Below are 21,960 nucleotides of genomic sequence, written 5' to 3'. Positions count from 1 at the left end.
GTGACCCGCCGCCAAATTGATCCGTGTCGCGCCTTCTGTCCTGCGTATGACCCTCATGCGGGATACAATCGGCTGTCACCCATTCACCACCGCCCACCTTGCCTAATATCGACTTGCACTGTCATTCCACGTTTTCCGATGGCCTGCTGGCGCCAGAGGAGGTCGCCGCTCGCGCCAAAGCGAACGGTGTCGACGTCTGGGCTCTGACCGATCACGATGAAGTCAGTGGCATCGCTGCGGCGCGGCAGGCGGCGCAGGCACTGGATCTGCGTTTCATGACCGGTGTCGAAATCTCGGTCACCTGGGGCGGCGAGACCGTGCATATCGTGGGTTTGCAAATCGATGAAACCAACGCGGCTCTGATCAACGGGCTCAATGCAACGCGCTGCGGGCGCGAGGGGCGGGCCCATGAAATGGCGGCACAACTTGCCATCGCGGGTATCCCGGATGCGTTTGCCGGCGCACTCAAATTCGTGGGTAATCCCGATCTCATTTCACGCACACATTTCGCGCGGTACATCATCGAGCTCGGTGTCTGCGCCGATGTGTCAGGCGTCTTCTCCCGGTATCTGATCGAAGGCAAACCGGGCTTCGTGCCGCATCGCTGGGCCACTTTGCAGGAGGCCGTCGAATGGATACGTGGTGCGGGTGGCACCGCCGTGGTGGCCCATCCGGGGCGTTATGCGTTCACCGACATGCAGCAGACTGCGTTGTTCGACGAGTTCATCCAGCACGGTGGCCGCGCCATCGAAGTCATTACCGGCAGCCATACGGTAGACCAGTACGACATTTACGCACGCCTGGCAAACCGCTTCGGGTTGCGCGCATCGCGCGGCTCCGACTTCCACGGACCGGGTGAATCCCGGATCGACCTTGGCGCATTGCCGCCGTTGCCTGCGTCGGTCACGCCGGTGTGGGCGGACTGGAATTTGTGAACCAGTGCTCAGAAAAAACAGGTACTTGAAATTCAGCGCCGCTGGTCGCATTTAGGTACCTACTCAACTTTGACCACGAGGTAGTCCGCATGAAACGAATTTTCCTGTTCCTGGCCACCAACATCGCGGTGATGGCGGTGATGGCCGTGGTGCTGTCCGTACTGGGCGTCGACCGGTTTCTGACCAGGGCCGGCCTCAACCTGCCCATGCTGATGGTGTTCTCGCTGGTAGTCGGTTTTACAGGGTCGATCTTTTCATTGTTGATCAGCAAGCAAATGGCGAAATGGTCGACCGGCGCGCGCGTCATCGAGGCGCCGTCGAGTTCGACCGAAGTGTGGTTGCTGGATGTGGTCGCCCGCCTCGCCACACGCGCTGAAATTACCATGCCGGAAGTAGCCATTTACGACGGTGAAGCAAACGCGTTTGCGACCGGCGCATTCAAGAATTCTGCACTGGTTGCCGTGTCGACCGGCTTGCTGGAATCGATGAACAAGGAAGAAATCGAAGCCGTCCTCGCCCATGAGATCGCCCACGTCGCCAACGGTGACATGGTGACGATGATGTTGATCCAGGGTGTCGTGAATACCTTCGTGGTGTTTCTGTCGCGCGTGGTTGGTTACGCCGTTGATCGCGCCTTGTCACGCGGCGATAACAGCGGCCCCGGCATCGGCTACACGGTCACGGTGCTGGTGTCGCAGATCGTGTTTGGTATCGGTGCCTCGATCATCGTCGCCTGGTTCTCGCGTCAGCGCGAATTCCGTGCCGATGCCGGTTCGGCCAGGTATCTGGGTTCGCCCGAGCCGATGGTGCGGGCTCTGTCGCGACTTGGCGGTATCGCACCCGGTGAGCTGCCACAATCCATCGCCGCGCTGGGTATCAGCGACAAGCCCGGTTTCATGGCCTTGTTTTCCACGCATCCCCCCATCGAAGTGCGGATCGCCGCATTGCGTGGCCAGCGTTAATCGCGCATTTTTTTAAGGATCGGCGGCCGTGATGGCCGCCTTTGTTTTTCATGAGCCAATTCTTCCAGATCCATCCGGACAATCCGCAGCAGCGCCTGATCAACCAGGCCGCCGAGATCATCCACGCCGGCGGCATCGTTGCCATGCCGACCGATTCCAGTTACGCGCTGGTGTGCCACCTCGACGACAAGGATGCCGTCGCGCGTCTGCGCCGTATCCGTGGTGTCGACGACAAGCATTTGCTGACGCTGCTATGCCGTGATCTGGCTGAAATCGCCTTGTATGCGAAGGTCGACAACAAGCAGTACCGGTTATTGAAAGCCGCGACGCCGGGTTCCTACACCATGATTCTGGAAGCCACCAAGGAAGTTCCGCGACGGGTCAGCCACCCCTCGCGCAAGACGATCGGCTTGCGGGTGCCGGAAAACCGGATTGCGCTGGCCTTGCTGGAGGAATTGAAACAACCGCTGCTCGGCACCACGCTGATACTGCCAGGTGATGATGTGCCGTTGACCGATGCCGACAGTGTGCGCAGTCGACTCGAAAAACAGGTGGAGCTGATCATCGACGGCGGCGCCTGCAGCCTGGAACCGACTACCGTGGTTGATCTCAGCGGCGACGAGCCGGTGCTGATCCGCGAAGGGCGCGGAGCGATTTCGCTGTTCGGTTTTTGAGGTGTTTTTCGAAGCGCAATACAGATTCCATCAACACGCGCCACGCCATGCCAACCTGTTTGCTTTGCGACATCTCGCAGAGCCCCTTTCTCCCTCTGCTACTATTCGCCCATGAATGATCTGATCCAGACTGTCGCAATTTACGCATTACCCGTGCTGTTCGCGATCACGTTGCATGAAGCAGCACACGCCTATGCGGCGCGCTATTTCGGCGACAACACGGCCTACGCGGCCGGGCGCATGACGCTTAACCCGATCGTCCACATCGATCTGATGGGTACGATCGTGGTGCCGATACTTCTGTATTTCTCCACCGGCGGCGCCTTCCTGTTCGGCTACGCCAAGCCGGTTCCCGTCGATTTTGGCCGGTTGCGCAACCCCAAGCGCAACATGCGCTGGGTGGCGTTTGCCGGGCCGGCATCGAACCTGTTCATGGCATTCATCTGGGCCATGCTGGGGATCATCCTGTCGGCGGTGGGTGTCCAGGAACCGTTTTTTTACAAGATGGCACAAGCCGGCGTCACCACCAATCTGGTCGTGTTTGCCTTCAACCTGTTTCCGATTCCACCGCTCGATGGCGGCAGGGTCATGTTCAGTTTGCTGCCAGATAAAATCGCCTACCAGTATGCCAAGCTTGAGCCCTACGGTTTCTTCATCGTGCTCGGCCTCGCATTGACCAAAATCCTGTACCCGATCTGGGTCCAGCCGATGGTATTCGTCGGAGCTTCTTTCCTGACGTTAATCACCTTTCCTTTTAACTTTCTTCTGAACTGATCGACTATGTATCCTGATCGTGTTGTCTCCGGCATGCGCCCCACTGGTGCGATGCACCTCGGCCACTATCATGGCGCTCTGAAAAACTGGATTCGGTTGCAATCCGAATTGCCGTGTCTGTTTTTCGTCGCCGACTGGCATGCCCTGACCACGCATTACGACGATCCGAGCATTATCGAAACCAGTACGTGGGAGATGTTGATCGACTGGCTGGCCGCCGGTGTCGATCCGTCGCAGTCGACGCTGTTCATCCAGTCGCAAGTGCCCGAGCATGCGGAACTGCATTTGCTGTTGTCGATGGCGACGCCGCTCGGCTGGCTGGAACGGGTGCCGACTTACAAGGACCAGCAAGAGAAACTGGCCGACCGTGATCTGGCGACGTATGGCTTTCTCGGATACCCGTTATTGCAGGCGGCGGATGTGTTGATCTATCGCGCCAGCCATGTACCCGTCGGCGCTGACCAGGTGCCCCACGTCGAGATGATGCGCGAGATCGCACGTCGTTTCAATCACCTGTACGGCAAGGAAAAAGGCTTCGAAGAAAAAGCCAAAGATGCCGTCAAAAAGCTCGGTGGCAAGCGCGCGAAGATCTATGCAGAACTGCGCAAGGCATATCAGGAGCAAGGCAAGGCCGAAGCACTGCTGCAGGCCAAGGCCATGCTGGAGGATACGCAGAACCTGAGCATGATCGACCGCGAGCGCCTGTTCGGTTACCTCGAAGGCAGCGGCAAGCTGATTTTGTCCGAGCCGCAGGCGTACCTGACCGAGGCATCGCGCCTGCCAGGACTGGACGGACTGAAAATGTCCAAGAGCTACGGCAATTCGATTGCCCTGCGCGAGGACAAAGACTCGCTGACCAAAAAAATCCGTACCATGCCCACCGACCCGGCCCGGGTACGTCGTACCGATGCGGGGGACCCGGAGCGCTGCCCGGTGTGGCAGCTGCATCAGGTCTACACCGACAGCGCGACGCGGGAATGGGTCGTCAAGGGTTGCAAATCTGCCGGTATCGGCTGCCTTGAATGCAAGCAGCCGGTGATCGACGCCATCCTCAAGGAACAGGAGCCAATGCGTGAGCGGGCTCAGGTGTATCTTGATGACCCGTCGCTGGTGCGGGCGATCGTCGCCGACGGTTGCGACACGGCGCGCAAACTGGCGCAGGAAACCATGCGCGATGTGCGTGAAGCGATGGGGCTGTCGTACTCCTGATGCCGACATCCTCCATGCATCCTGTGAGAGAGTCGCCGTCGGAATGGGTGAGCCGTTTTACCGGAGTGATTCCGCAGGGGCTGGTGCTGGATCTGGCGTGCGGTAACGGACGCCATGCGCGCCTGTTGGCAGATGCCGGTCATCGGGTGCTGGCGGTTGACCGCAACGCCGCAGTGTTAGCCGAACTGGCGAGTGCGTCGATCGAGATACGCTGCATCGATCTGGAAACCGGGGATGCGGCGACCAGGCTGCTGAGTCTGAATACGTTCGCCGGCATCATCGTCACCAACTATCTGCATCGGCCGCTGTTGCCAATGCTGTTTTCCGGTCTGGTCGAGGGCGGGGTGCTGATCTACGACACCTTTGCACAAGGCAATGGCGCTTTCGGCAAACCAGCGAGTCCGGCATTTCTGCTGCAGTCCGGCGAATTGCTGGACGCGGTGGCACAGGCTCCCTGCAAGATGCATGTACTGGCTTACGAAGATGGGTTCATCGGCGCACCCAGACCGGCGATGCGACAACGATTGTGTGCAATCCGATCGTCCGCCGAACCAGCTCCTGAAGCCTTGAAGTTGTCATCGTTTTCCGCGCCACGAGGCTGACACCGCACCGCAGCCCCTGGCTATCCGCTACAATCACAGTCTTCACATTTCGCCCCTCGATAATCATGATCCACGGCAGCATAGTCGCAATCGTTACTCCGATGCACGCAGATGGCAGTCTCGACTTACCGGGACTACGTAAATTGATTGACTGGCATATCGCCGAGGGCACCGACGGTATCGTCATCGTCGGCACCACTGGCGAATCGCCAACCGTGACGGTGGAAGAACACTGCGAGCTGATCAAGGTCGCGGTCGACCACACTGCAAAGCGCATTCCGATCATCGCTGGTACCGGTGGCAACTCGACCGCAGAAGCCATCGAGTTGACGCGCTACGCCAAGAGTGCGGGCGCCGATGCGTCGCTGCTGGTGGTGCCTTACTACAACCGTCCTACGCAGGAAGGGATGTACCAGCACTTCCGGAAAATCGCCGAATCGGTTGATCTGCCGGCGATCCTGTACAACGTGCCTGGTCGTACGGTGGCCGATATGCACAACGATACGATCGTGCGTCTTGCCGCGATTCCCGGCATCATTGGCGTCAAGGATGCGACCGGCAATATCGGTCGTGGTATCGATCTGATGCGGCTGGTGCCAGCCTCGTTTGCGGTGTACTCGGGTGACGATCCGACCGCCATGGCACTGATGTTTTGCGGTGGGAAAGGCAATATTTCCGTCACCGCCAACATTGCGCCGCGTGCCATGCATGAGCTGTGCGTCGCCGCAATGGCCGGCGACATCGCTGGTGCGATCAAGATCAACAACCGCATGCTGCCGCTGCACAACAAGCTGTTTGTGGAGCCGAACCCGGTACCGTTGAAGTGGGCGATGCATGAAATCGGCCTGATTGACTCCGGCATGCGTTTGCCACTTGTTCCGCTGGCTGCCGAATATCACGAGACGGTCCGTGCCGCCCTCCGCGAATCTGGCCTGATGCAGGGTTCAACACACTAAGCTGCCACGTCAGGCTGTCCTGTTCGAGGCCTTTTTTGAACGCAATTCGACTCTCATACCGTATCGACATGACTATTCGCACGAATCCTGAAACAGCCCGTACCCTCCTGCTTGCCGTCGCACTGACCAGCCTCGCCGGTTGCAGTTCACTGAACTCCCTGATGGAGCCTGACCGGCTCGACTACAAAAGCGCCAGCAAAGCGGCCACCACGACACTCGAAGTGCCGCCGGACCTGACACAGCTGCAGCGCGACAGCCGCTATGCAATCCCGGAAAGCAATCGCGGTGTCGCGACAGCGTCTGCCTACAGCGCCACCACCGGCACACAACCGGTTGCCACCAGCCCGACACCCTCCGTGATCGCACCTGCATCGTCACCGGAAGCCCGCGTCGTACGCGACGGCAGTTCGCGCTGGTTAGTGGTCAAGCAGAGCCCGGAAGTGCTCTGGCCGCAAATCAAGGATTTCTGGCAAGACTCCGGCTTTCTGATCAATATCGAAAAGCCGGAAGCCGGGATCATGGAAACCGATTGGGCAGAAAACCGCGCCAAGATTCCCCAGGACTTCCTGCGCAATACGATCGGCAAAGTGCTCGATTCGATGTACTCGACCGGCGAGCGCGACAAATTCCGCACCCGTCTCGAACGCACTGCGGACGGCAGTACCGAGATCTACATCAGCCATCGCGGCGCCCAGGAAATGCTGGTTGGCCAGCAAAAAGACAGCACCATCTGGACACCACGTCCGGCTGATCCAGGGCTGGAAGCAGAATTCCTGTCGCGTCTGATGGGCCGACTTGGTGTCGAAGAGGTCAAAGCAAAAGCGATCGTTGCCAGGGCAGAGCCGATGCAGGCACGCGCCAAGCTGACCAAGGATGCCAATTCCGCCTACGTCGAAGTGGACGAAGGCTTCGACCGCGCATGGCGTCGGGTTGGCCTGGCACTGGATCGGGTTGGCTTTACGGTGGAAGACCGTGACCGCGCACAGGGAACTTACTTTGTGCGGTACATCGATCTGGGCCAGGATGCGCAGCTGAAGCCGACTGCCGAAAAAGGCTTTTTCTCGCGCATGTTCAGCAGCTCGGATGATAAAGCCAAGACGGCCCAGCGTTACCGGGTTTCGGTCAAGGAAACCGGTACCGTCAGCCGTATCACTGTCTTGAATGCGGATGGCAAGCCGGAAGTCTCGGGCGCTGCAGATCGCATCCTGTCACTGCTCAATGAGCAGCTGAAATAAGACTTGCCGACATGCTGCATCTGCACCATTGAAGTTTGCCAGTCTCGGTAGCGGTAGCGAAGGCAACGCGCTGCTGATCTCCGCCACATCTGGCATGACGTGCACGACGGTCATGCTGGACTGCGGATTTTCGGTGAAGGAAACCGAACGCAGGCTGGCACGCGCGGGGCTGGCCGCCAGCGATATCGGCGGTATCGTCATCACCCACGAGCATTCGGATCACGTCAGCGGTGCGTTCAAGTTCGCGCGCCGCCATCGCGTTCCGGTCTGGCTCAGCCACGGCACATTTCAGGCGGTCCAGGCCGACTGCAAGGATGTCGATATCCGGTTTTGCCGCGATGGAGATGCGCTTGCCATCGGCGACCTGGAGCTCACACCGTACACGGTGCCGCATGACGCGCGCGAGCCCGTGCAGTACGTGGCTCAGGACGGCCAGTCCCGCCTGGGCGTATTGACTGATGCAGGTCATCTCACATCCCATCTGGTCAATGCGCTTGCCGGCTGCCACGCGCTAGTGCTGGAATGTAATCACGATTCCCAATTGCTGGCCACATCGGTCTATCCGCCGTCACTCAAGCGGCGCATCGGCGGCGCGTATGGCCATTTGTCCAACGACAGCAGTACGCTCATCCTGCAAGCCATCGATAAAACCAGATTGAGGAGAGTGGTCGGTGCGCATTTAAGCCAGCAGAACAACACGCCGGAACTCGCTGCAGCGGCAATTGCGCTGGGGCTGGCAGGAGCCGATGCTGAAATCAGCGTCGCTGGGCAAAGTGATGGTTTTGGCTGGATTGAGATGGAATAAGGTACGGAGGGCTGGCGAGAAATGTCGCAGCAATCTGCCACAAATTGATGGACGAAAAAAAAGCCGACTCGAAAGTCGGCTTTTTCATTGCAGCGAAAATTACTTCGGTGCAGCAGGAGCGTCAGCAGCAGGAGCAGCGGCTGGAGCATCAGCAGCCGGAGCGGCTGGCATAGCGGCAGGAGCTTCGACAGCAGGAGCGGCAGCAGCAGGAACTTCAACAACTGGTGCAACTACGACTGGAGCAGCTTCTTCTTTTTTGCCGCATGCAGCAAGAACGAGAGCGAACAGGGATGCGATCAACAGAGTTTTTTTCATGGATTTTCCTTTAATCTTAATTTATCGAATTGTGCGATGAATAATTACCGGTAATTATCGCTCTATAGAAAATTTGCGCCGTCAGTCCCAGACAATTGCGAATCGGAATCTGGCTTGCTTTTCTAAGTCGCCGATTATACGGCTTTTTTGTGCGGCACGGCATAGAAACTTTGCTTAATGGTAAGCAACGGCATGCAGGCCTTGCGAAGGCGATTTTCAGTGGGCCTTCAGAAAAAATACCGCTTCACGTGTACCGGCCAGCCCGTCACAGGCGGGGGAATTTTCATCCCCCGTACTGCTATTTTTGTATCGACAGCCAACCTTGCCGATACCAGTCATGGAGTGCTTCGGCGACATCCTGGGAGGCACTGGCGGTGAGTGTGGCATCGAGCTTGCGGCTATCGGCCAGCACGCTGAGCAGCGCCTTGTCCGCTGCATCGACTTCAAAGGATTCGCCGTTGATGAAGATGAGTTCGCTGCGATAGAGCATCTGGGTTTTACGTGACAGGAAAACACCGCGCTTGCTGGCCAGTTGCATGAACTTGTCCAGCGTTTGCGGCCGTTTTGGCCCCTCGAAAAACACACTGGCTTTTGGCTCGGATAAATACTCGCCAAGGAAAATCGTAATGTCGTCCTTGGTGAACTGTACTTTGTTGATTTCAGCCGTGACCTGCGCCAGCATCGCGGTACTGATTTCACCCGGTCGGCTGGTGGCAGCAAGGGCTGGGTCAGCATACCGGCCAGGCAAGTCGATCGAATCGGACATGAACGTGAGGAAGGCCTCGCCCAGCTCCTGAAAAGACGGTGCCCGGAAACCAATCGAATAGGTCATGCATTCGCCCACAGCCACACCCTCGTGGGCGTAATGTGGCGGCAAGTACAACATGTCGCCGGGTTCCAGATCGAACTCTTCGGTCGGTTCGAAATTGCGCAGGATTTTCAGCGGGACACCTTGCTGGAGCGACAAATCCTTCTGGTCGCCGATGCGCCAGTGCCGCGTACCGTGAGCCTGCAACAAAAAGACATCATACGAGTCAAAGTGAGGACCAACGCCACCGGTATCGCTGGCATAACTGATCATCAGATCATCCAGTCGGGCGTCCGGCAAGAAGTTGAACTGGCGCAGCAGCGCGTCGGCGTGGTCGTCATGCAGGTTCACGCCTTGCACGAGCAGCGTCCAGTCCTTTTTGGTGGTCGCGGGCAGCGCGTCCTGCGGTCCCGATTTCATGTCCCATTTCTGTTTGACGTGGGTCACCAGGCGGGATTCGACGTCATCGCGTTTGGCCAACTCGAACAGGGCATCACGATCGATGAATGGCTGGAAACCGGGAATGGCCTGACGGATCACGCACGGTTTCTTGTGCCAGTAATCCTTGAGGAATTGTGCGGGTGTCAGATCACCCAGGAGCGTCAGTTTTTTCATGGTCGCATTATAGCTGCGAGGGCGTTTGCGCAAGGCGCGGCATCGGCAGTTTTTGATGTGTAACGCGTTCCTGCAGAATTTCGACAGGTATAATCTGCCGTCAACCAACGAAAGGATGCACTATGAAGATTGCCAAAAATACCGTAGTGACAGTTCACTACACCTTGTCGGATGCCCAGGGCAATCTGATCGAAGAAAGCAAAGACCCGATGGTCTACCTTCACGGTGGCTACGAGAACACGCTGCCGAAGATTGAAGAAGCACTCGATGGCAAGGAAGAAGGTTATGCAGTTGAACTGCAGGTCGAACCCGATGATGCCTTCGGTGAATACGATCCGGCGCTGGTCAAGGTCGAACCGCGTGACCGTTTGCCTACCCCGCTGGAAGTGGGCATGCAGTTCGAAGGTTTGCCGGATGGCGGCGATGATGACGAATCGCTGATCTTCACCATCACCGATATCGCTGATGACAAAGTTGTACTGGACGGAAATCACCCGCTAGCCGGCATGGCGCTGCGTTTCAGCCTGAAGGTCTCCGAAGTGCGAGCTGCATCCGACGAAGAAATCACCCATGAGCATGTGCATGGCGCCCACGGCCATCATCACGAAGAGCCTGATGACGACGCTGGCGATCATTTCCGCAGCCATCCGATTCACTAGGCAATAACAGTATTCACGTCGATCGGTCGGTCGGCAAAAGAGCCGCCGCCATGGAATTACTTCATGGTGGCGGCTTTTTCATTGCCGCTGCGGCTGGAGGTCACGCCACCGCTGGTACTGATACCAAAGATCATGTCGGCGCCCGGCGTGACATGCAACCGCACCCAGCGTGATCCGATGGCCAGCGTGCCAAGATTTTTCGACCAGCGGATTGCGCCGAGCGGACCGGCGCCCGGGCGAACATCATCGTGGATCACTAAAATTTTCCCGTGAAAACGTCCTGCAAGGTGCGTCAGCTGGGTGCGCATCTCGGTATATCCGTCACGGCGCGGCACGGGCGCGGCTGGCAATGCGAGCGGATCGCTATCACTGAACAACACGATGGCTTCCATTTTTCGCATGGTCGCGACAGTCACCAGCCGCTGCAACCATTCACGGTTGGCGATCAGCCGATCTTCGAATTCGTTGTTGCGGCCGGCCGCGCTCAGGAAGTGGTTATTGTCCGACGGAAGATTGAGCGTCGCAAACATCACCGGACCAAATTCCCAGCGGCTGTTCTCGGCATAGCTGCGAAATTTCGGTGCGCTGGACTGGCGTGTCAGAGGAATTTTGGTGGCTCCAAAAGAAAAGTCCTCTGAAAAAAACAGTTCGCGCAACCGGTTCAGGCGTTCGATGGCGATCGACTTGCCGGCGGTACTTTTACATCCGGTCCAGTCCGACCCTGCCAGTGACACAACCAACCCGTTCTTGGCGTTATCGAACAGGATTTTCCGTTCAAGATAGGTCGCATCGGTACAGGCTTCACTGGTCGCCTTGATGCCGTTGACCACCACGAAGGCCAGATTATCGTCATCGGTGTCGATGATGGCTTGTCGCAAGGCGCTGTCATCGCTCGGTGCAATCACCGCCATACTGAAACTGTTGTCGGCAGCGCGCACCGGCATGCCGGAGAGGAGCGCGAGGCCGATCAGCGACGCCGCAAGTGATCGATTCAGCATCTGCCGCTCAATCCATTGCTGCGCTGGCGATGCGCTTGAGCTGATACAACTGCTCTAGTGCTTCGCGTGGCGTCAACGCGTCGGGATCGATCTGATCGAGCGCCGTCAGAAGCGCACTTGCTTGCGCTATCTCCGGCGTCGGTGTGGTGAAACTGCTTTCGTCCAACGGGTCAGCAAACGGGGCGGCAAACAGATCGAACTGCGGCGTTTGCTGCACGGATTGGTTCTCCAGCATGGCAAGGTGTTTGCGTGCGGCGCGTATCACCGGTTGTGGCACGCCCGCCAGTTGCGCCACTTGCAATCCGTAGCTCTGCGATGCGGGACCATCCTGTACCGCGTGCAGGAACACGATTCTGTCCTTGTGCTCGATGGCCGACAGATGCACGTTGGCAGCGCTTGGGTGCATGTCTGCCAGTTGTGTCAGCTCGAAATAATGGGTGGCGAACAGCGTGAAGCAGCGGGTGTTTTCAATCATGTGCCTGGCGATCGCCCAGGCCAGTGCCAGACCGTCGAAGGTCGACGTGCCGCGGCCGACTTCATCCATCAACACCAGCGACTGTTCGGTCGCGCCATTCAGGATCGCTGCGGATTCAGTCATCTCGACCATGAATGTGGAGCGCCCGCCAGCGAGATCATCAGCGGCGCCGATGCGCGTGAAGATGCGGTCGATCGGACCGATCGTGGCAGCGCTGGCCGGCACGAAACTGCCGACGTAGGCCAGCAGCGTGATCAGTGCGACCTGGCGCATGTAAGTCGATTTACCGCCCATGTTCGGACCGGTAATGAGCCGTAGCCGGTGTTCGTCATCAAGCACGCAATCGTTGGCGATGAAGCGCTCGATCATGGTTTCAACCACCGGATGCCGGCCTTGTTCGATCAGGATTGCCGGTTCGGACACCAATGTGGGCGCGCGCCAGTCGTGTCGTGTAGCGTGAACCGCCAGCGCGGCAAGCGTGTCCAGTCGTGCCAGGCCATGAGCGATGTCCTGCAGCGTGCCGATGTGTGGCGCGAGGTCCTGCAGCAATTGCTCGTACAGGATTTTTTCACGGCTCAGTGCACGATCCTGTGCCGACAGCGCCTTGTCTTCGAAGGCTTTCAATTCCGGCGTGATATAGCGCTCGGCGTTTTTCAGGGTCTGGCGGCGACGGTAATCGTCCGGCACTTTCTCGGTCTGGCCGTGCGTCACCTCGATGTAAAAGCCATGCACCCTGTTGTATTCGACACGCAGGTTGGCGATGCCGGTGCGGGCGCGTTCGCGTGTTTCGAGGTCGACCAGATACTGGCCGGCGTTCTCTGACAAGCCGCGCAATTCATCGAGTTCGGCATCGAAGCCGCGCGCAATCACGCCGCCATCGCGCACCATTGCCGCCGGTTCCGGCGCAATCGCGCGTTCGATCAGGCCGAGGCAGCTGTCGGGTGTCGCCAGTGCTGCATGGATCGCCTGCAGCAGCGGCGCTTCGTTCTTTTGCTGACACTGCGCAATGCCATCCCGCAGCGCCGGCAATTGCTGCAAGCCGCCGCGCAAACCAGCCAGATCGCGTGGCCGCGCCGACAGCAAGGCAATACGGGTCGTGATGCGCTCGATGTCGGGTACCGATGCCAGCGTCTGCACAATGGTTGCCATGTCCGTGGTGTCCATCAGCGCGTGGATCGCGACGTGGCGGGCTTGCGCCACGCGCTGGTCACGCCGCGCATGATGTAGCCAGTGGCGCAGCAGACGCGAACCCATCGCGGTGCGGCAATGGTCGAGCAGGGAGAACAGCGTCGGCGTACTTACGCTGGCTTCCTGGCCGCGGATGGTTTCGGTCAGTTCGAGGTTGCGCCGGGTCGGCGCATCGAGGCCGACAAATTCGTTTTCGGATTCGACCGTGAGCGTGCGCACATGCTGCAAACCTTTGCCCTGGGTCGTTTGTGCGTACCACAGCAGCGCGCCCGCAGCGCCGCTGCCGGCACCTTGATCGGCGATGCCAAAACCTTGCAGGGTGGCGATGCCGAGCTGATCGAGCAGCGCTTTGTGGCCATTGGCCGCATCGAAATGCCATTGCGGCACCGGGGTGCGTGCCACCAGCGCAATATCATTGAGCCAGTCATCGGTGGCGTCCGGGATCAGGATCTCGGCGGGCGCGATGCGTTCGATTTCCTGCTTCAGTCGCGCATCCAGGCTCTTCGCATCGCACCCAAACTCCATCATCCGCAACGCACCGCTGGCCATCGACAGCCACGCCAGTCCGACGCTCAGGTTCTTGCGCTGCGGCAGAACCGACAGCGCCAGCAGGCAGCGATCGGATTTTTCTGGCAGCAGGTCGGCATCGCTCAGCGTGCCCGGCGTGATCACCCGCACCACCTTGCGTTCGACCGGTCCCTTGCTGGTGGCAGGGTCGCCGATTTGCTCGCACAGCGCCACGGACTCGCCGAGCTTGACCAGTTTGGCCAGATACTGGTCGGCAGCATGAAATGGCACACCGCACATCTTGATCGGCACGCCGTTCGAATTGCCACGCTGGGTCAGCGTGATGCCGAGCAGGCGCGACGCCTTGACCGCATCCTCAAAAAACAGTTCGTAAAAATCGCCCATCCGATAGAACAGCAAAATGTCGGGATGGTTGGCTTTCAAGCCCAGGTATTGCACCATCATCGGGGTGTGGTTGTCCTTGGGCGCTTCCAGGGATTTTTTTGATTCAACAGCCATGGGGGTAATTTTTCAGTTCCGGAAGGTCGTCGGGGCAGGTATGCCAGCGAACGATAGAGGATACCAGATGGCTGTGGACTCCAAGGCGGCGGAAGGGATTGCGCATCGTTGACATTTTGGTAGCGTCAACAACATTTTTCCCCGTCGCGTCTGGCACGCGGTGCAGTGTGCCGCATATCCCACCAACAGCTATGCCAAATCAGAATATTATCGCAACGGTGTCCCGATCTGCATTCAGGTTTTTATAATCTGCAGCAATCGCTCAAAGTTTTCAAGCGGCACCGGTCTTGAAAAGAAATAACCTTGTGCATAATCGCATCCTGCTGCCTTGAGCAAGTCGCGTTGACCAACTGTTTCAACGCCTTCCGCGATGACTTTTAATCCCAGCTTATGGGCCATCACAATGATAGTCTCCGCAAATATACGACTATCCTTGTTCGCTGCCATGTCTTGTACGAACGATCGATCTATTTTAAGATAATCGACTTTGAATTTATTCAGGAAAGACATCGAGGCATATCCAGTACCAAAGTCATCGATTGCCAATTGAATTCCAGCTTTTTGAAGCTCCGCGAGCTTGTCGATGACAATCGACGAATCATTGAGAAGTACGCTTTCGGTAATCTCAACGCATATTGTTCCTTTATCCAGTTTGAACGATGCGAGGTAAATAGCCAGATTTTTTGTCGGTACCTTGTTGGTAAAATCCAGCGCGGACTTGTTGACGCTGATTTGGAAAGGCGCATCAATCAACGCACTAAATTTCTTGGAGCAAAGTACGGCTTCGCCGAACATCCAGTCATCGATTTCGCTAATCAGGCCGATTTCCTCGGCAAGTCCGATAAACTCATCCGGCATCACCAAGCCACGCTGAGGATGGTGCCATCGTACCAATGCCTCTGCCTTTACAATCTGCTCTGTCGATAGATTGACAATGGGCTGGTAATAGGCGACAAACTGGTTTTCCCGCAGGGCATGGCGCAACATCTCGATTTCTTTGAGACGTGTCGAGGCTGAATCTCTCATGCGCGTGTCGAAGAAGCAGAAACCGCCACCGCCGGCTTTCTTCGCTCCGTACATTGCCTGATCCGCATTTCTCATCAAGCTTTCGGTTGTCATTGCATCTTGCGGATAAATAGTAATGCCGATGCTGCCGGATATGTTTATATCCCTGTCATTAATCTGAAAAGGTCTGGATAGTTCATCGACCATTTGCTGCGCGATAATGTCGACCCTTGACGGGCTTTTACCCTCAGAGAGAATGACGGTAAATTCGTCACCACCGATGCGTGCAACGGTATCTGTACCACGCACGCAAGAACCGATACGCTCGGCAGCCTGCTGCAGTAACAGGTCACCCGCATCGTGGCCCAGCAAATCATTGACTTCCTTGAATCCGTCGAGATCAATAAAAAACAAGGCAATTGGCAGGCCACTCCGCTCGGAACGTTGGACTTCCCAGTCCATCCGATCACGAAAAAGGCTGCGGTTGGTCAAGCCAGTCAAAGAGTCATAGTTAGCACTTGTGCTTATTTTTTCAGTCAGCTTTTTGCTCTCGCTAATATCACGCGCTGTCAATAAAATACTTTCAACGGCTTCTTTTTCATCCAATACAGGTATAAAGAAGTATTCGTAAATAATTTCATTTTCCCACGGAGAGGTAAATGGTATCTCTCCCCGAAACGTCAACATGGTAGCGATTACTTGTTGTAGTTTTTCCTGCACGACATCCGCATTAAAAGCGTCGAATTCATGCAAGTTTTTCCCGATAATGTCTTTTGTCGTCAGGTTGTAGAATTCGGCAAACGTGCTGTTTGCATAAATTATTCGACCGTCTGCATCGAACATGCAATTGAGGTCAGGTGTTGAGGAGAGAACTGTGCGAAATAACCGGGCATAACGTTTCAAATCAGTCGAGTATTGTTCCAGTGACTCGGAAAGTGCCTGATCGATAGTTTCATTAAACAAAGTTAGTTGATCTTTAGACAGCGGTATTGTCTTGTTTGCATCGTCCCACATGCCCAGGATACTGGCTTGCAAAGCGCGAAATTCGGAAATCGTTTCGCTAATGCTGAACCCTGCCAGTTCGCGATCCTCGCCATGTAGAGCCGCATAGGTGTCCCGAGCGCTTCGCGGGAGCGGTTTGCCCGATTTATCTGTTTTATCGTCGGAAATAGCAGGATTTGTAAGATCGCCAACGATGGTGCTCAACATGCCTCTTGAGTGATCCCGTAATTCCAGGACGGTCATGTCGCGCGCAGAATGAATATTTCGGGCAAACGTCTCCCACGCATGTAGAATTTGTTCGGTATTCTGAAGAATGAAGTGGGCAAGTTCCATAGTAATTTTCTCTATTTAATCTATTTTCTGCCCGGATCGGAGGCATTCGGAAGAGAAATTTTTGTGAATACGGTTGACATTGACAGCGGATGCAATTCTTCATTCTTGAGTTTTTTTATCGGCGTGCGCAGGCCGTAGCAGAAAATAAAAGAGTAAAGTTTGAGAGCCCTGCTTTGATGTTACGCCACCGACAGACGCTAATGTGGCGGATTACTTGTTTAAGCGCGTCAGCGTACATAGAATGTGTTGGCAAGGCTCTCCGCATCGCAACCATATAGAGATATTTCCAAGCGTCTTTTTGTCTATTTCTTGTGCCCGAGCGCGCGCGCAATTGCACATGGTGTGATGAGTGCACATTACTGAAACTGCTCCGATAGATCGACCGCGCGTAGCACGATGTCAAAAAAATATTGCCATGCCGACTTATGCCAATATAATCAAGCGGTTTGAGACCGCCTCACTGCGCGTTCCTGGATCGCGCAGCTCACCCCCCAACTGCGCCCAGAAAGATATCGATGACCACCATGATTTTTTACGAGCGCGCCATTGCACTCAACCGCGCACGCCATCAGAATCTCAAGCTCGATTTGAAGTCTGACCACTTCACGTTCGCAGCCAACACCAATTCGGTCCTGCTGGCCGGAAGCGAGTTTGCGGAAGCGTCACGCGACTACCCGATCGTCTTTGTCGGCAAGGAAGGCGGCCCTTTCACACTGGCAGCGCTGGTCGGCCTCGGTGACAAGGAAAACCTGATGGTGTCGGCGTCCGGCAAGTGGGAGGAGGGCACGTACATCCCTGCCTTCATCCGTCGTTATCCCTTTGTGCTGGCCGGCACCGACGATGCCGAATCGCTGACCGTCTGTGTGGACGAAGCTTACGGCGGCCTCAATGAGGAGCGCGGTGAAGGACTGTTTGCAGTGGATGGCGCCCAATCCGACTACCTCAATAACGTGATCGAATTCCTGCGGCTGTTCCATAGCGAAATGCGGCGCACCAGCACTTTTGCAGCAAAGCTGGCCGAACTTGGCATCCTGACGTCCAAGGTCATCACGATCGAGCGCGATGGCAAGAAGCAGACGCTGGAAGGGTTGTGGGTCGTCGACGAAGCCAAACTCGACGCGCTCGACGATGCCAGCATGCTGGAGCTGGTACGCACGGGTTACTTGGGCTGGGTCTATGCGCATCTGCTCTCGCTGAACAATATTGCGCGCCTGGCCAAGCGTCTCGATGCGCGCCGCATTGCCGCGCTGGACAGCACGCCAGTGCCTGCCAGCGACGTGGTGCATTAAGCCGTTCGGGTCAGGCCGGCGCCAGCGCTTCCGGGCGGGCGTGATACACCGTCACGAACGCACGTCCGTGACGATCGGTGCCCGCCGAGACATGGCCGACCACGTCGTCGGCCATGTGCTCCATCAGTGCGGTCATTGCCTTGTCCGGAATCGAAAAATGGTGCTGCAATGCCGCCAACATCGGTCGCAGATCGCGCATGCGCAGCCCGGCCGGATACAGGTTGATATCGAACGACATCCGTTGCGTGTCCTGGTCGGTCACTTCCACGTACCGTAACGCCGACAGCAGTACGCGCTCTGTCGCCAGCCCGAGGATGTCCTGCAGGCTGGCACATGCCTCCGGATCGACCAGCGCCAATTTACCGGGCATGGTCGTCGGTACGTAATGTGATACCGCCTGTTGCTGCGTCTCTTCCAGATCCCATTTATAGCCAATGTACAGAGGCTGCCCGGCCGCCTGTGGCTCCGGAAATTCGAGATACATCTTGCAGATGCGTTGTCCGTCGCCCGGTTCGAATCCCACGTGCACGAAATTCGCCTGCGCCAGCGTGGCGGCGATCGCTGCCCGATATGCCAGCGGCGCGCCCAGCTGACTTGCCAGGTAGTCGATATCGGCGTCAGCCATCGCCTTGACCGGAAACCCCACCAGAAAGCGGCCACTGTCGAGTTGGCCCTGGCGCATCTTGAATGACCGTTCGAAGCCGGTCAGCGGCAGGTTGCGTATCAGTTGATAAACCCGGCGCGCATCGCTGTCGCCATTGAGCAGACGGGCGCCATCCATGCAGCGATCGGTGCGCTGTCCATGCAGCCTGTGCTGTTCGCACCAGAGTGTGCCGTGCTCGTTTTCGAAGGTTTGTACGGCCTGGTGCAGCTGCGTTCCCAGTTCCTTGGCCGCCTCGGGAGAAAGCGCAATCGCTGCCGTCGAGGCGCCGGAAGCGAAGCGCAGCAGCACGCGTCGTTGTGACCAGTGCGCGCTCCAGCGGTCAATTTTCATGCCGTCATTTGTCATTGAACCCACGATGGTATGGATGATTAAAAATTGCTGAACGGAATTGAATAAAAGTAATTATTCAGCTTGTGGATGTCATAGCACCGGCCCATACTGCCGACTGGTTTTATAGTAAAAAATGCAACTAAAAGTTGTTTCAGACAGCCCGTAAGTTGTGCCTCAGGTTCATCAGGGAGATTGTTTTCCTACACTGATTTGTGAGAAAAGTACCATGACCCGCACCTCGATCCCAAGCGTCATCAGCACCTTCAGACCGCATCAGTTCCTTGCCATCGCGTTACTGAGTTGTGCGTCCCTGCCGGTATCAGCCGAAAATCTGACCGACATCTACGCACTCTCGCGCAATAACGATCCCAAGTTCCTGGCGATGCGATCCGAATTCGAAGCAACTGGTTTTGCGGTCAAGGAAGCGCGTGCCGCGCTGCTGCCAAATGTGGGCTTTCAGTACGGGCGCACCAACACCTCGCAAAACATCCTCAGCAGCGACAACGCGGTGTTCGCGACCGGTAGCGCTTCCTATCCGACCAATGACAAGACGTTGTCGATCACGCAGCCGATTTTCCGGTTGGCGTCGTGGCGCAACTGGAAGCAATCCGAAGCCAACGAAAAGCAGGCCGCTGCCGCCTACGCAGCGTCCGAGCAGGATCTGATCGTGCGCACCGCGACGGCGTACATGGCGGTTCTGGCCGCAGGCGATGCACTGGCATTTGCGCGCGGCGAGAATGAGTCGATCAAGCGCCAGCTCGATCTGGCGACGACCAAGTACCAGAACGGCCAGGCCATCAAAGCCAATCTGTACGACGCGCAGGCCCGCAACGCGCTCAAGGAATCCGACGTGATCGCAGCCGGCAACGATCTTGCCGACAAGGTCCAGGCCTTGCGCGAAATGACTGGCGCCACCACTGCCGACCTGATGCCGTTGCCGACGTCGATCCGCCTGACCGCGCCGGAGCCGCTCAACGCCGATGCCTGGGTCACCTCCGCACTGGAAAAAAATCTGCTGCTGCAAGCACGCGTGCAAGCCGTCGATGTCGCCCGTCAGGAAATCGAAAAACGCAAGGCCGGCTACTACCCGACCGTCGACCTGGCGATCTCGCGCAACCAGCGCACCACTGGCGGCAGCCTCTTCGGTGGCGGCAGCAGTGTCAATACCAACGATGTCGCGGTACGCCTGAATATCCCGATCTACGAGGGCGGCGCCACCTCGGCCCAGACCGGCCAGGCCGTCAAGCATCACGATACCGCCTTGCAGGACCTCGAACGCGATCGTCGACAGGTCGAGCGCCAGACCCGCGCCGCCTATCAGGGCGTCGTCAGCGGCATGGTTCGGGTACGGGCACTCGACAAGTCCGTGATCGCTTTCGAAAGCGCACGACAACTGAAGGAGGAAGGCTACAAGGCGGGTGTGTCGACCATCCTCGGTGTGCTCGATGCCGAACGCGACCTGTATGCCGCCCGACGTGACGCCGCGCAATCGCGCTACGACTTCCAGCTCAACACACTGCGCCTGAAACAGGCCGCCGGCACGCTTGCCGAAGGCGATCTGGTGCAAGTCGGCAGGGCCGCAGCAAACTAGCAAGCCATACCGGTGCGTGCGCCGGGCAATACTTATTGCGCATCAAATCAGACGTAAAACAGCATTTCTGGAGTCGGCATGGCATCGAAAAAACTGGCAGCACTCAGCGGGCGCGTAGCGCGATCACTTCGGCGTTCGGGCGCTCCACGCCCGGCGACACCGCGCAAAACGCTGTTCGAAGCACTCGAACAGCGTTTTTTGCTTTCTGCCGAATTGATCGTGCCGCCACCGCCGATGCAGCAAGCCGTCCTCGCTGCACCCTTGCAGATCAATCAGCCCGGTCCGGTTCTGCTGTCGGTCGTGGCCCAGACGCCGCCGACCGATCCTGCACTGGCGACGCTGGTTCTGGGTGGTGCGGTATCGCCGGCAGCGCAGGGCGTTCAGGCCAAAATGACCGACGCCAGCACCGTGCTTCCCGGTGTGACGATCGGCCTGTCCGACTTTGCCGCGTACATGCAGTCGCGCCCGGCCGGCAGCCAGCTGGTGATCGTCGATGCCGCGATTCCGCATGTCGCCACGCTGATCAATGGTGTGCTCGACGCGCTCGCACCGGGAGCAAGCGCTTCGGCTGCCACCGCAGCATCTGCCACAACTGACACGACCGGTCCGTTGCTGCAAGTGGTGCACCGTGGCGATGTCGACCTGGTCATGCTGGATGCGCGTTTCGATGGCGTCGAACAGATCACCGCCATCCTGGGCACGTACAAGGATCTTGATGCCGTACAAATCCTGTCGCACGGCGGCAGTGGCACCCTGCGGCTCGGCAGTACCCAGCTCGACGGCAGCAATCTCGACCAGTACCAGCAAAGCATTGCCAGCTGGGGCAAAGCGCTCCATGCCGGCAGCGATATCCTGCTGTACGGTTGCGATGTCGGTCAGGGCAGTTACGGTATCAACTTCGTGCAAAGCCTGGCGCGCCTGACCGGTGCCGACGTGGCCGCCTCGACCGACCTGACCGGCAGTGCCGCACTGGGCGGCGACTGGACCCTCGAATACGCCACCGGCACCATCGATACCAGCACCATCCGGCTTGATGCCTATGCGTATGTACTTGATGCCCTGACGGGAACCTCGGGCGACGATGTCATTATCGGCACGCTCGCCAACGACGTGATCACCGGTGGTGGCGGCAACGATATCTACAAGTTTGCCGACGATTTCGCGCACGACACGGTCACCGGTTCGTCCGGCACCGACACGCTCGACTTTTCGCTGGTCACGCAGGACCTGCATTTCACGATCAACGGCGGCGGCAGCGTCACCGTCAGCTACGTGTCCGGTACGACCAATACGGTATCGGCCAGCGGCATCGAGAATCTCATCGGCGGCATCGGCGTCAATACCTACACCTTTGCGGGCGCGCTGGCCGGCACCATCACCGGTACGGTTGGCGGCAGCAACGTCCTCGATTACGCCAGCTATGCCGGCAACGTACTCGTCAATCTGGCCAGCGGCGCCGCCACCGCGACGGGCGGCATCGTCAATATCAGCAAGGTCATCGGGTCCACCG

Annotated in this window: 19 protein-coding genes (1 of these 19 only partly in view); 13 read left to right on the top strand and 6 right to left on the bottom strand. The window is 57.7% G+C overall.

Annotated elements, in window-relative coordinates:
* Positions 1–98: 98 nt before the first annotated feature.
* The 9 genes from ABD720_RS01105 to ABD720_RS01065 all read left to right on the top strand — a co-directional run bounded on the left by ABD720_RS01105 (position 99) and on the right by ABD720_RS01065 (position 8,152).
* Entirely contained in the window at positions 99–935 is an 837-nt protein-coding gene (locus ABD720_RS01105; protein ID WP_344761361.1) for a 3',5'-nucleoside bisphosphate phosphatase, read from the top strand.
* A gap of 89 nt (positions 936–1,024) precedes the next feature.
* Complete coding sequence (gene htpX / locus ABD720_RS01100; protein ID WP_344761360.1) at positions 1,025–1,897, top strand: protease HtpX; 873 nt, start codon at positions 1,025–1,027, stop codon at positions 1,895–1,897.
* A gap of 50 nt (positions 1,898–1,947) precedes the next feature.
* Positions 1,948–2,571, top strand: coding sequence for an L-threonylcarbamoyladenylate synthase (locus ABD720_RS01095; RefSeq protein WP_344761359.1), 624 nt, complete (start codon positions 1,948–1,950; stop codon positions 2,569–2,571).
* A gap of 111 nt (positions 2,572–2,682) precedes the next feature.
* Positions 2,683–3,345, top strand: coding sequence for a site-2 protease family protein (locus ABD720_RS01090; RefSeq protein WP_344761358.1), 663 nt, complete (start codon positions 2,683–2,685; stop codon positions 3,343–3,345).
* Between the two features lie 6 nt (positions 3,346–3,351).
* Positions 3,352–4,554, top strand: a complete 1,203-nt coding sequence (locus tag ABD720_RS01085; RefSeq protein WP_344761357.1) for a tryptophan--tRNA ligase — start codon at positions 3,352–3,354, stop codon at positions 4,552–4,554.
* 14 nt (positions 4,555–4,568) lie between these two features.
* Positions 4,569–5,156: a class I SAM-dependent methyltransferase gene (locus ABD720_RS01080; protein WP_344761356.1), complete on the top strand. Its 588-nt coding sequence runs from the start codon at positions 4,569–4,571 to the stop codon at positions 5,154–5,156.
* Positions 5,157–5,221: 65 nt separating this feature from the next.
* Positions 5,222–6,112: a 4-hydroxy-tetrahydrodipicolinate synthase gene (gene dapA, locus ABD720_RS01075; protein WP_344761355.1), complete on the top strand. Its 891-nt coding sequence runs from the start codon at positions 5,222–5,224 to the stop codon at positions 6,110–6,112.
* A gap of 68 nt (positions 6,113–6,180) precedes the next feature.
* The gene (gene bamC / locus ABD720_RS01070; RefSeq protein WP_344761354.1) at positions 6,181–7,347 is read left to right on the top strand and encodes an NlpB/DapX family lipoprotein; all 1,167 of its coding nucleotides are present in this window, start codon (positions 6,181–6,183) and stop codon (positions 7,345–7,347) included.
* 28 nt (positions 7,348–7,375) lie between these two features.
* Positions 7,376–8,152: an MBL fold metallo-hydrolase gene (locus ABD720_RS01065; RefSeq protein ID WP_344761353.1), complete on the top strand. Its 777-nt coding sequence runs from the start codon at positions 7,376–7,378 to the stop codon at positions 8,150–8,152.
* A gap of 99 nt (positions 8,153–8,251) precedes the next feature.
* Here the strand turns inward: ABD720_RS01065 and ABD720_RS01060 are convergent, their stop codons facing one another.
* Positions 8,252–8,467 carry a hypothetical protein gene (locus tag ABD720_RS01060; protein WP_344761352.1) on the bottom strand — a complete coding sequence of 72 codons (216 nt, stop codon included), beginning with the start codon at positions 8,465–8,467 and terminating at the stop codon, positions 8,252–8,254.
* A gap of 298 nt (positions 8,468–8,765) precedes the next feature.
* Positions 8,766–9,890, bottom strand: coding sequence for a ribosomal protein uL16 3-hydroxylase (locus ABD720_RS01055; protein WP_344761351.1), 1,125 nt, complete (start codon positions 9,888–9,890; stop codon positions 8,766–8,768).
* 122 nt (positions 9,891–10,012) lie between these two features.
* Between ABD720_RS01055 and ABD720_RS01050 the strand changes: the two genes are divergently transcribed.
* On the top strand, positions 10,013–10,549 hold the full coding sequence (locus ABD720_RS01050) for an FKBP-type peptidyl-prolyl cis-trans isomerase (RefSeq protein ID WP_344761350.1): 537 nt from the start codon (positions 10,013–10,015) through the stop codon (positions 10,547–10,549).
* 56 nt (positions 10,550–10,605) lie between these two features.
* On the opposite strand, the gene ABD720_RS01045 is transcribed toward ABD720_RS01050, so the two are convergent.
* The 3 genes from ABD720_RS01045 to ABD720_RS01035 form a co-directional block, all read right to left on the bottom strand.
* The gene (locus ABD720_RS01045) at positions 10,606–11,547 is read right to left on the bottom strand and encodes a hypothetical protein (RefSeq protein ID WP_344761349.1); all 942 of its coding nucleotides are present in this window, start codon (positions 11,545–11,547) and stop codon (positions 10,606–10,608) included.
* A 7-nt stretch (positions 11,548–11,554) separates the two neighbouring features.
* Positions 11,555–14,236 (bottom strand): DNA mismatch repair protein MutS, encoded by a 2,682-nt coding sequence (gene mutS / locus ABD720_RS01040; RefSeq protein WP_344761348.1) that lies wholly within the window; start codon positions 14,234–14,236, stop codon positions 11,555–11,557.
* A gap of 234 nt (positions 14,237–14,470) precedes the next feature.
* Positions 14,471–16,576: a putative bifunctional diguanylate cyclase/phosphodiesterase gene (locus ABD720_RS01035; RefSeq protein ID WP_344761347.1), complete on the bottom strand. Its 2,106-nt coding sequence runs from the start codon at positions 16,574–16,576 to the stop codon at positions 14,471–14,473.
* A 515-nt stretch (positions 16,577–17,091) separates the two neighbouring features.
* Here ABD720_RS01035 and ABD720_RS01030 point away from each other — a divergent pair.
* A complete protein-coding gene (locus tag ABD720_RS01030; protein ID WP_344761346.1) occupies positions 17,092–17,865 on the top strand; it encodes a SapC family protein in 774 nt (257 codons plus the stop codon).
* A gap of 10 nt (positions 17,866–17,875) precedes the next feature.
* Here ABD720_RS01030 and ABD720_RS01025 read toward each other — a convergent pair whose 3' ends face one another.
* Positions 17,876–18,883: a hypothetical protein gene (locus ABD720_RS01025; RefSeq protein ID WP_344761345.1), complete on the bottom strand. Its 1,008-nt coding sequence runs from the start codon at positions 18,881–18,883 to the stop codon at positions 17,876–17,878.
* 202 nt (positions 18,884–19,085) lie between these two features.
* On the opposite strand from ABD720_RS01025, the gene ABD720_RS01020 reads away from it, so the two are divergent.
* Both ABD720_RS01020 and ABD720_RS01015 read left to right on the top strand, forming a co-directional pair.
* Positions 19,086–20,450 (top strand): TolC family outer membrane protein, encoded by a 1,365-nt coding sequence (locus tag ABD720_RS01020; protein ID WP_344761344.1) that lies wholly within the window; start codon positions 19,086–19,088, stop codon positions 20,448–20,450.
* Positions 20,451–20,528: 78 nt separating this feature from the next.
* Positions 20,529–21,960, top strand: partial view of a DUF4347 domain-containing protein gene (locus tag ABD720_RS01015; RefSeq protein ID WP_344761343.1) — the 5' portion only. The gene runs 26,447 nt beyond the window's last position; only the first 1,432 of its 27,879 coding nucleotides appear in the window; it begins with the start codon at positions 20,529–20,531; its stop codon lies off the right edge, out of view.

The organism is Actimicrobium antarcticum (genome assembly GCF_039536745.1).
In the GTDB taxonomy this organism is placed as follows: Bacteria; Pseudomonadota; Gammaproteobacteria; order Burkholderiales; family Burkholderiaceae_D; genus Actimicrobium; species Actimicrobium antarcticum.
Note: the sequence above shows the minus strand (reverse complement) of the source record. Positions and strands in the feature narration are given on the sequence as shown.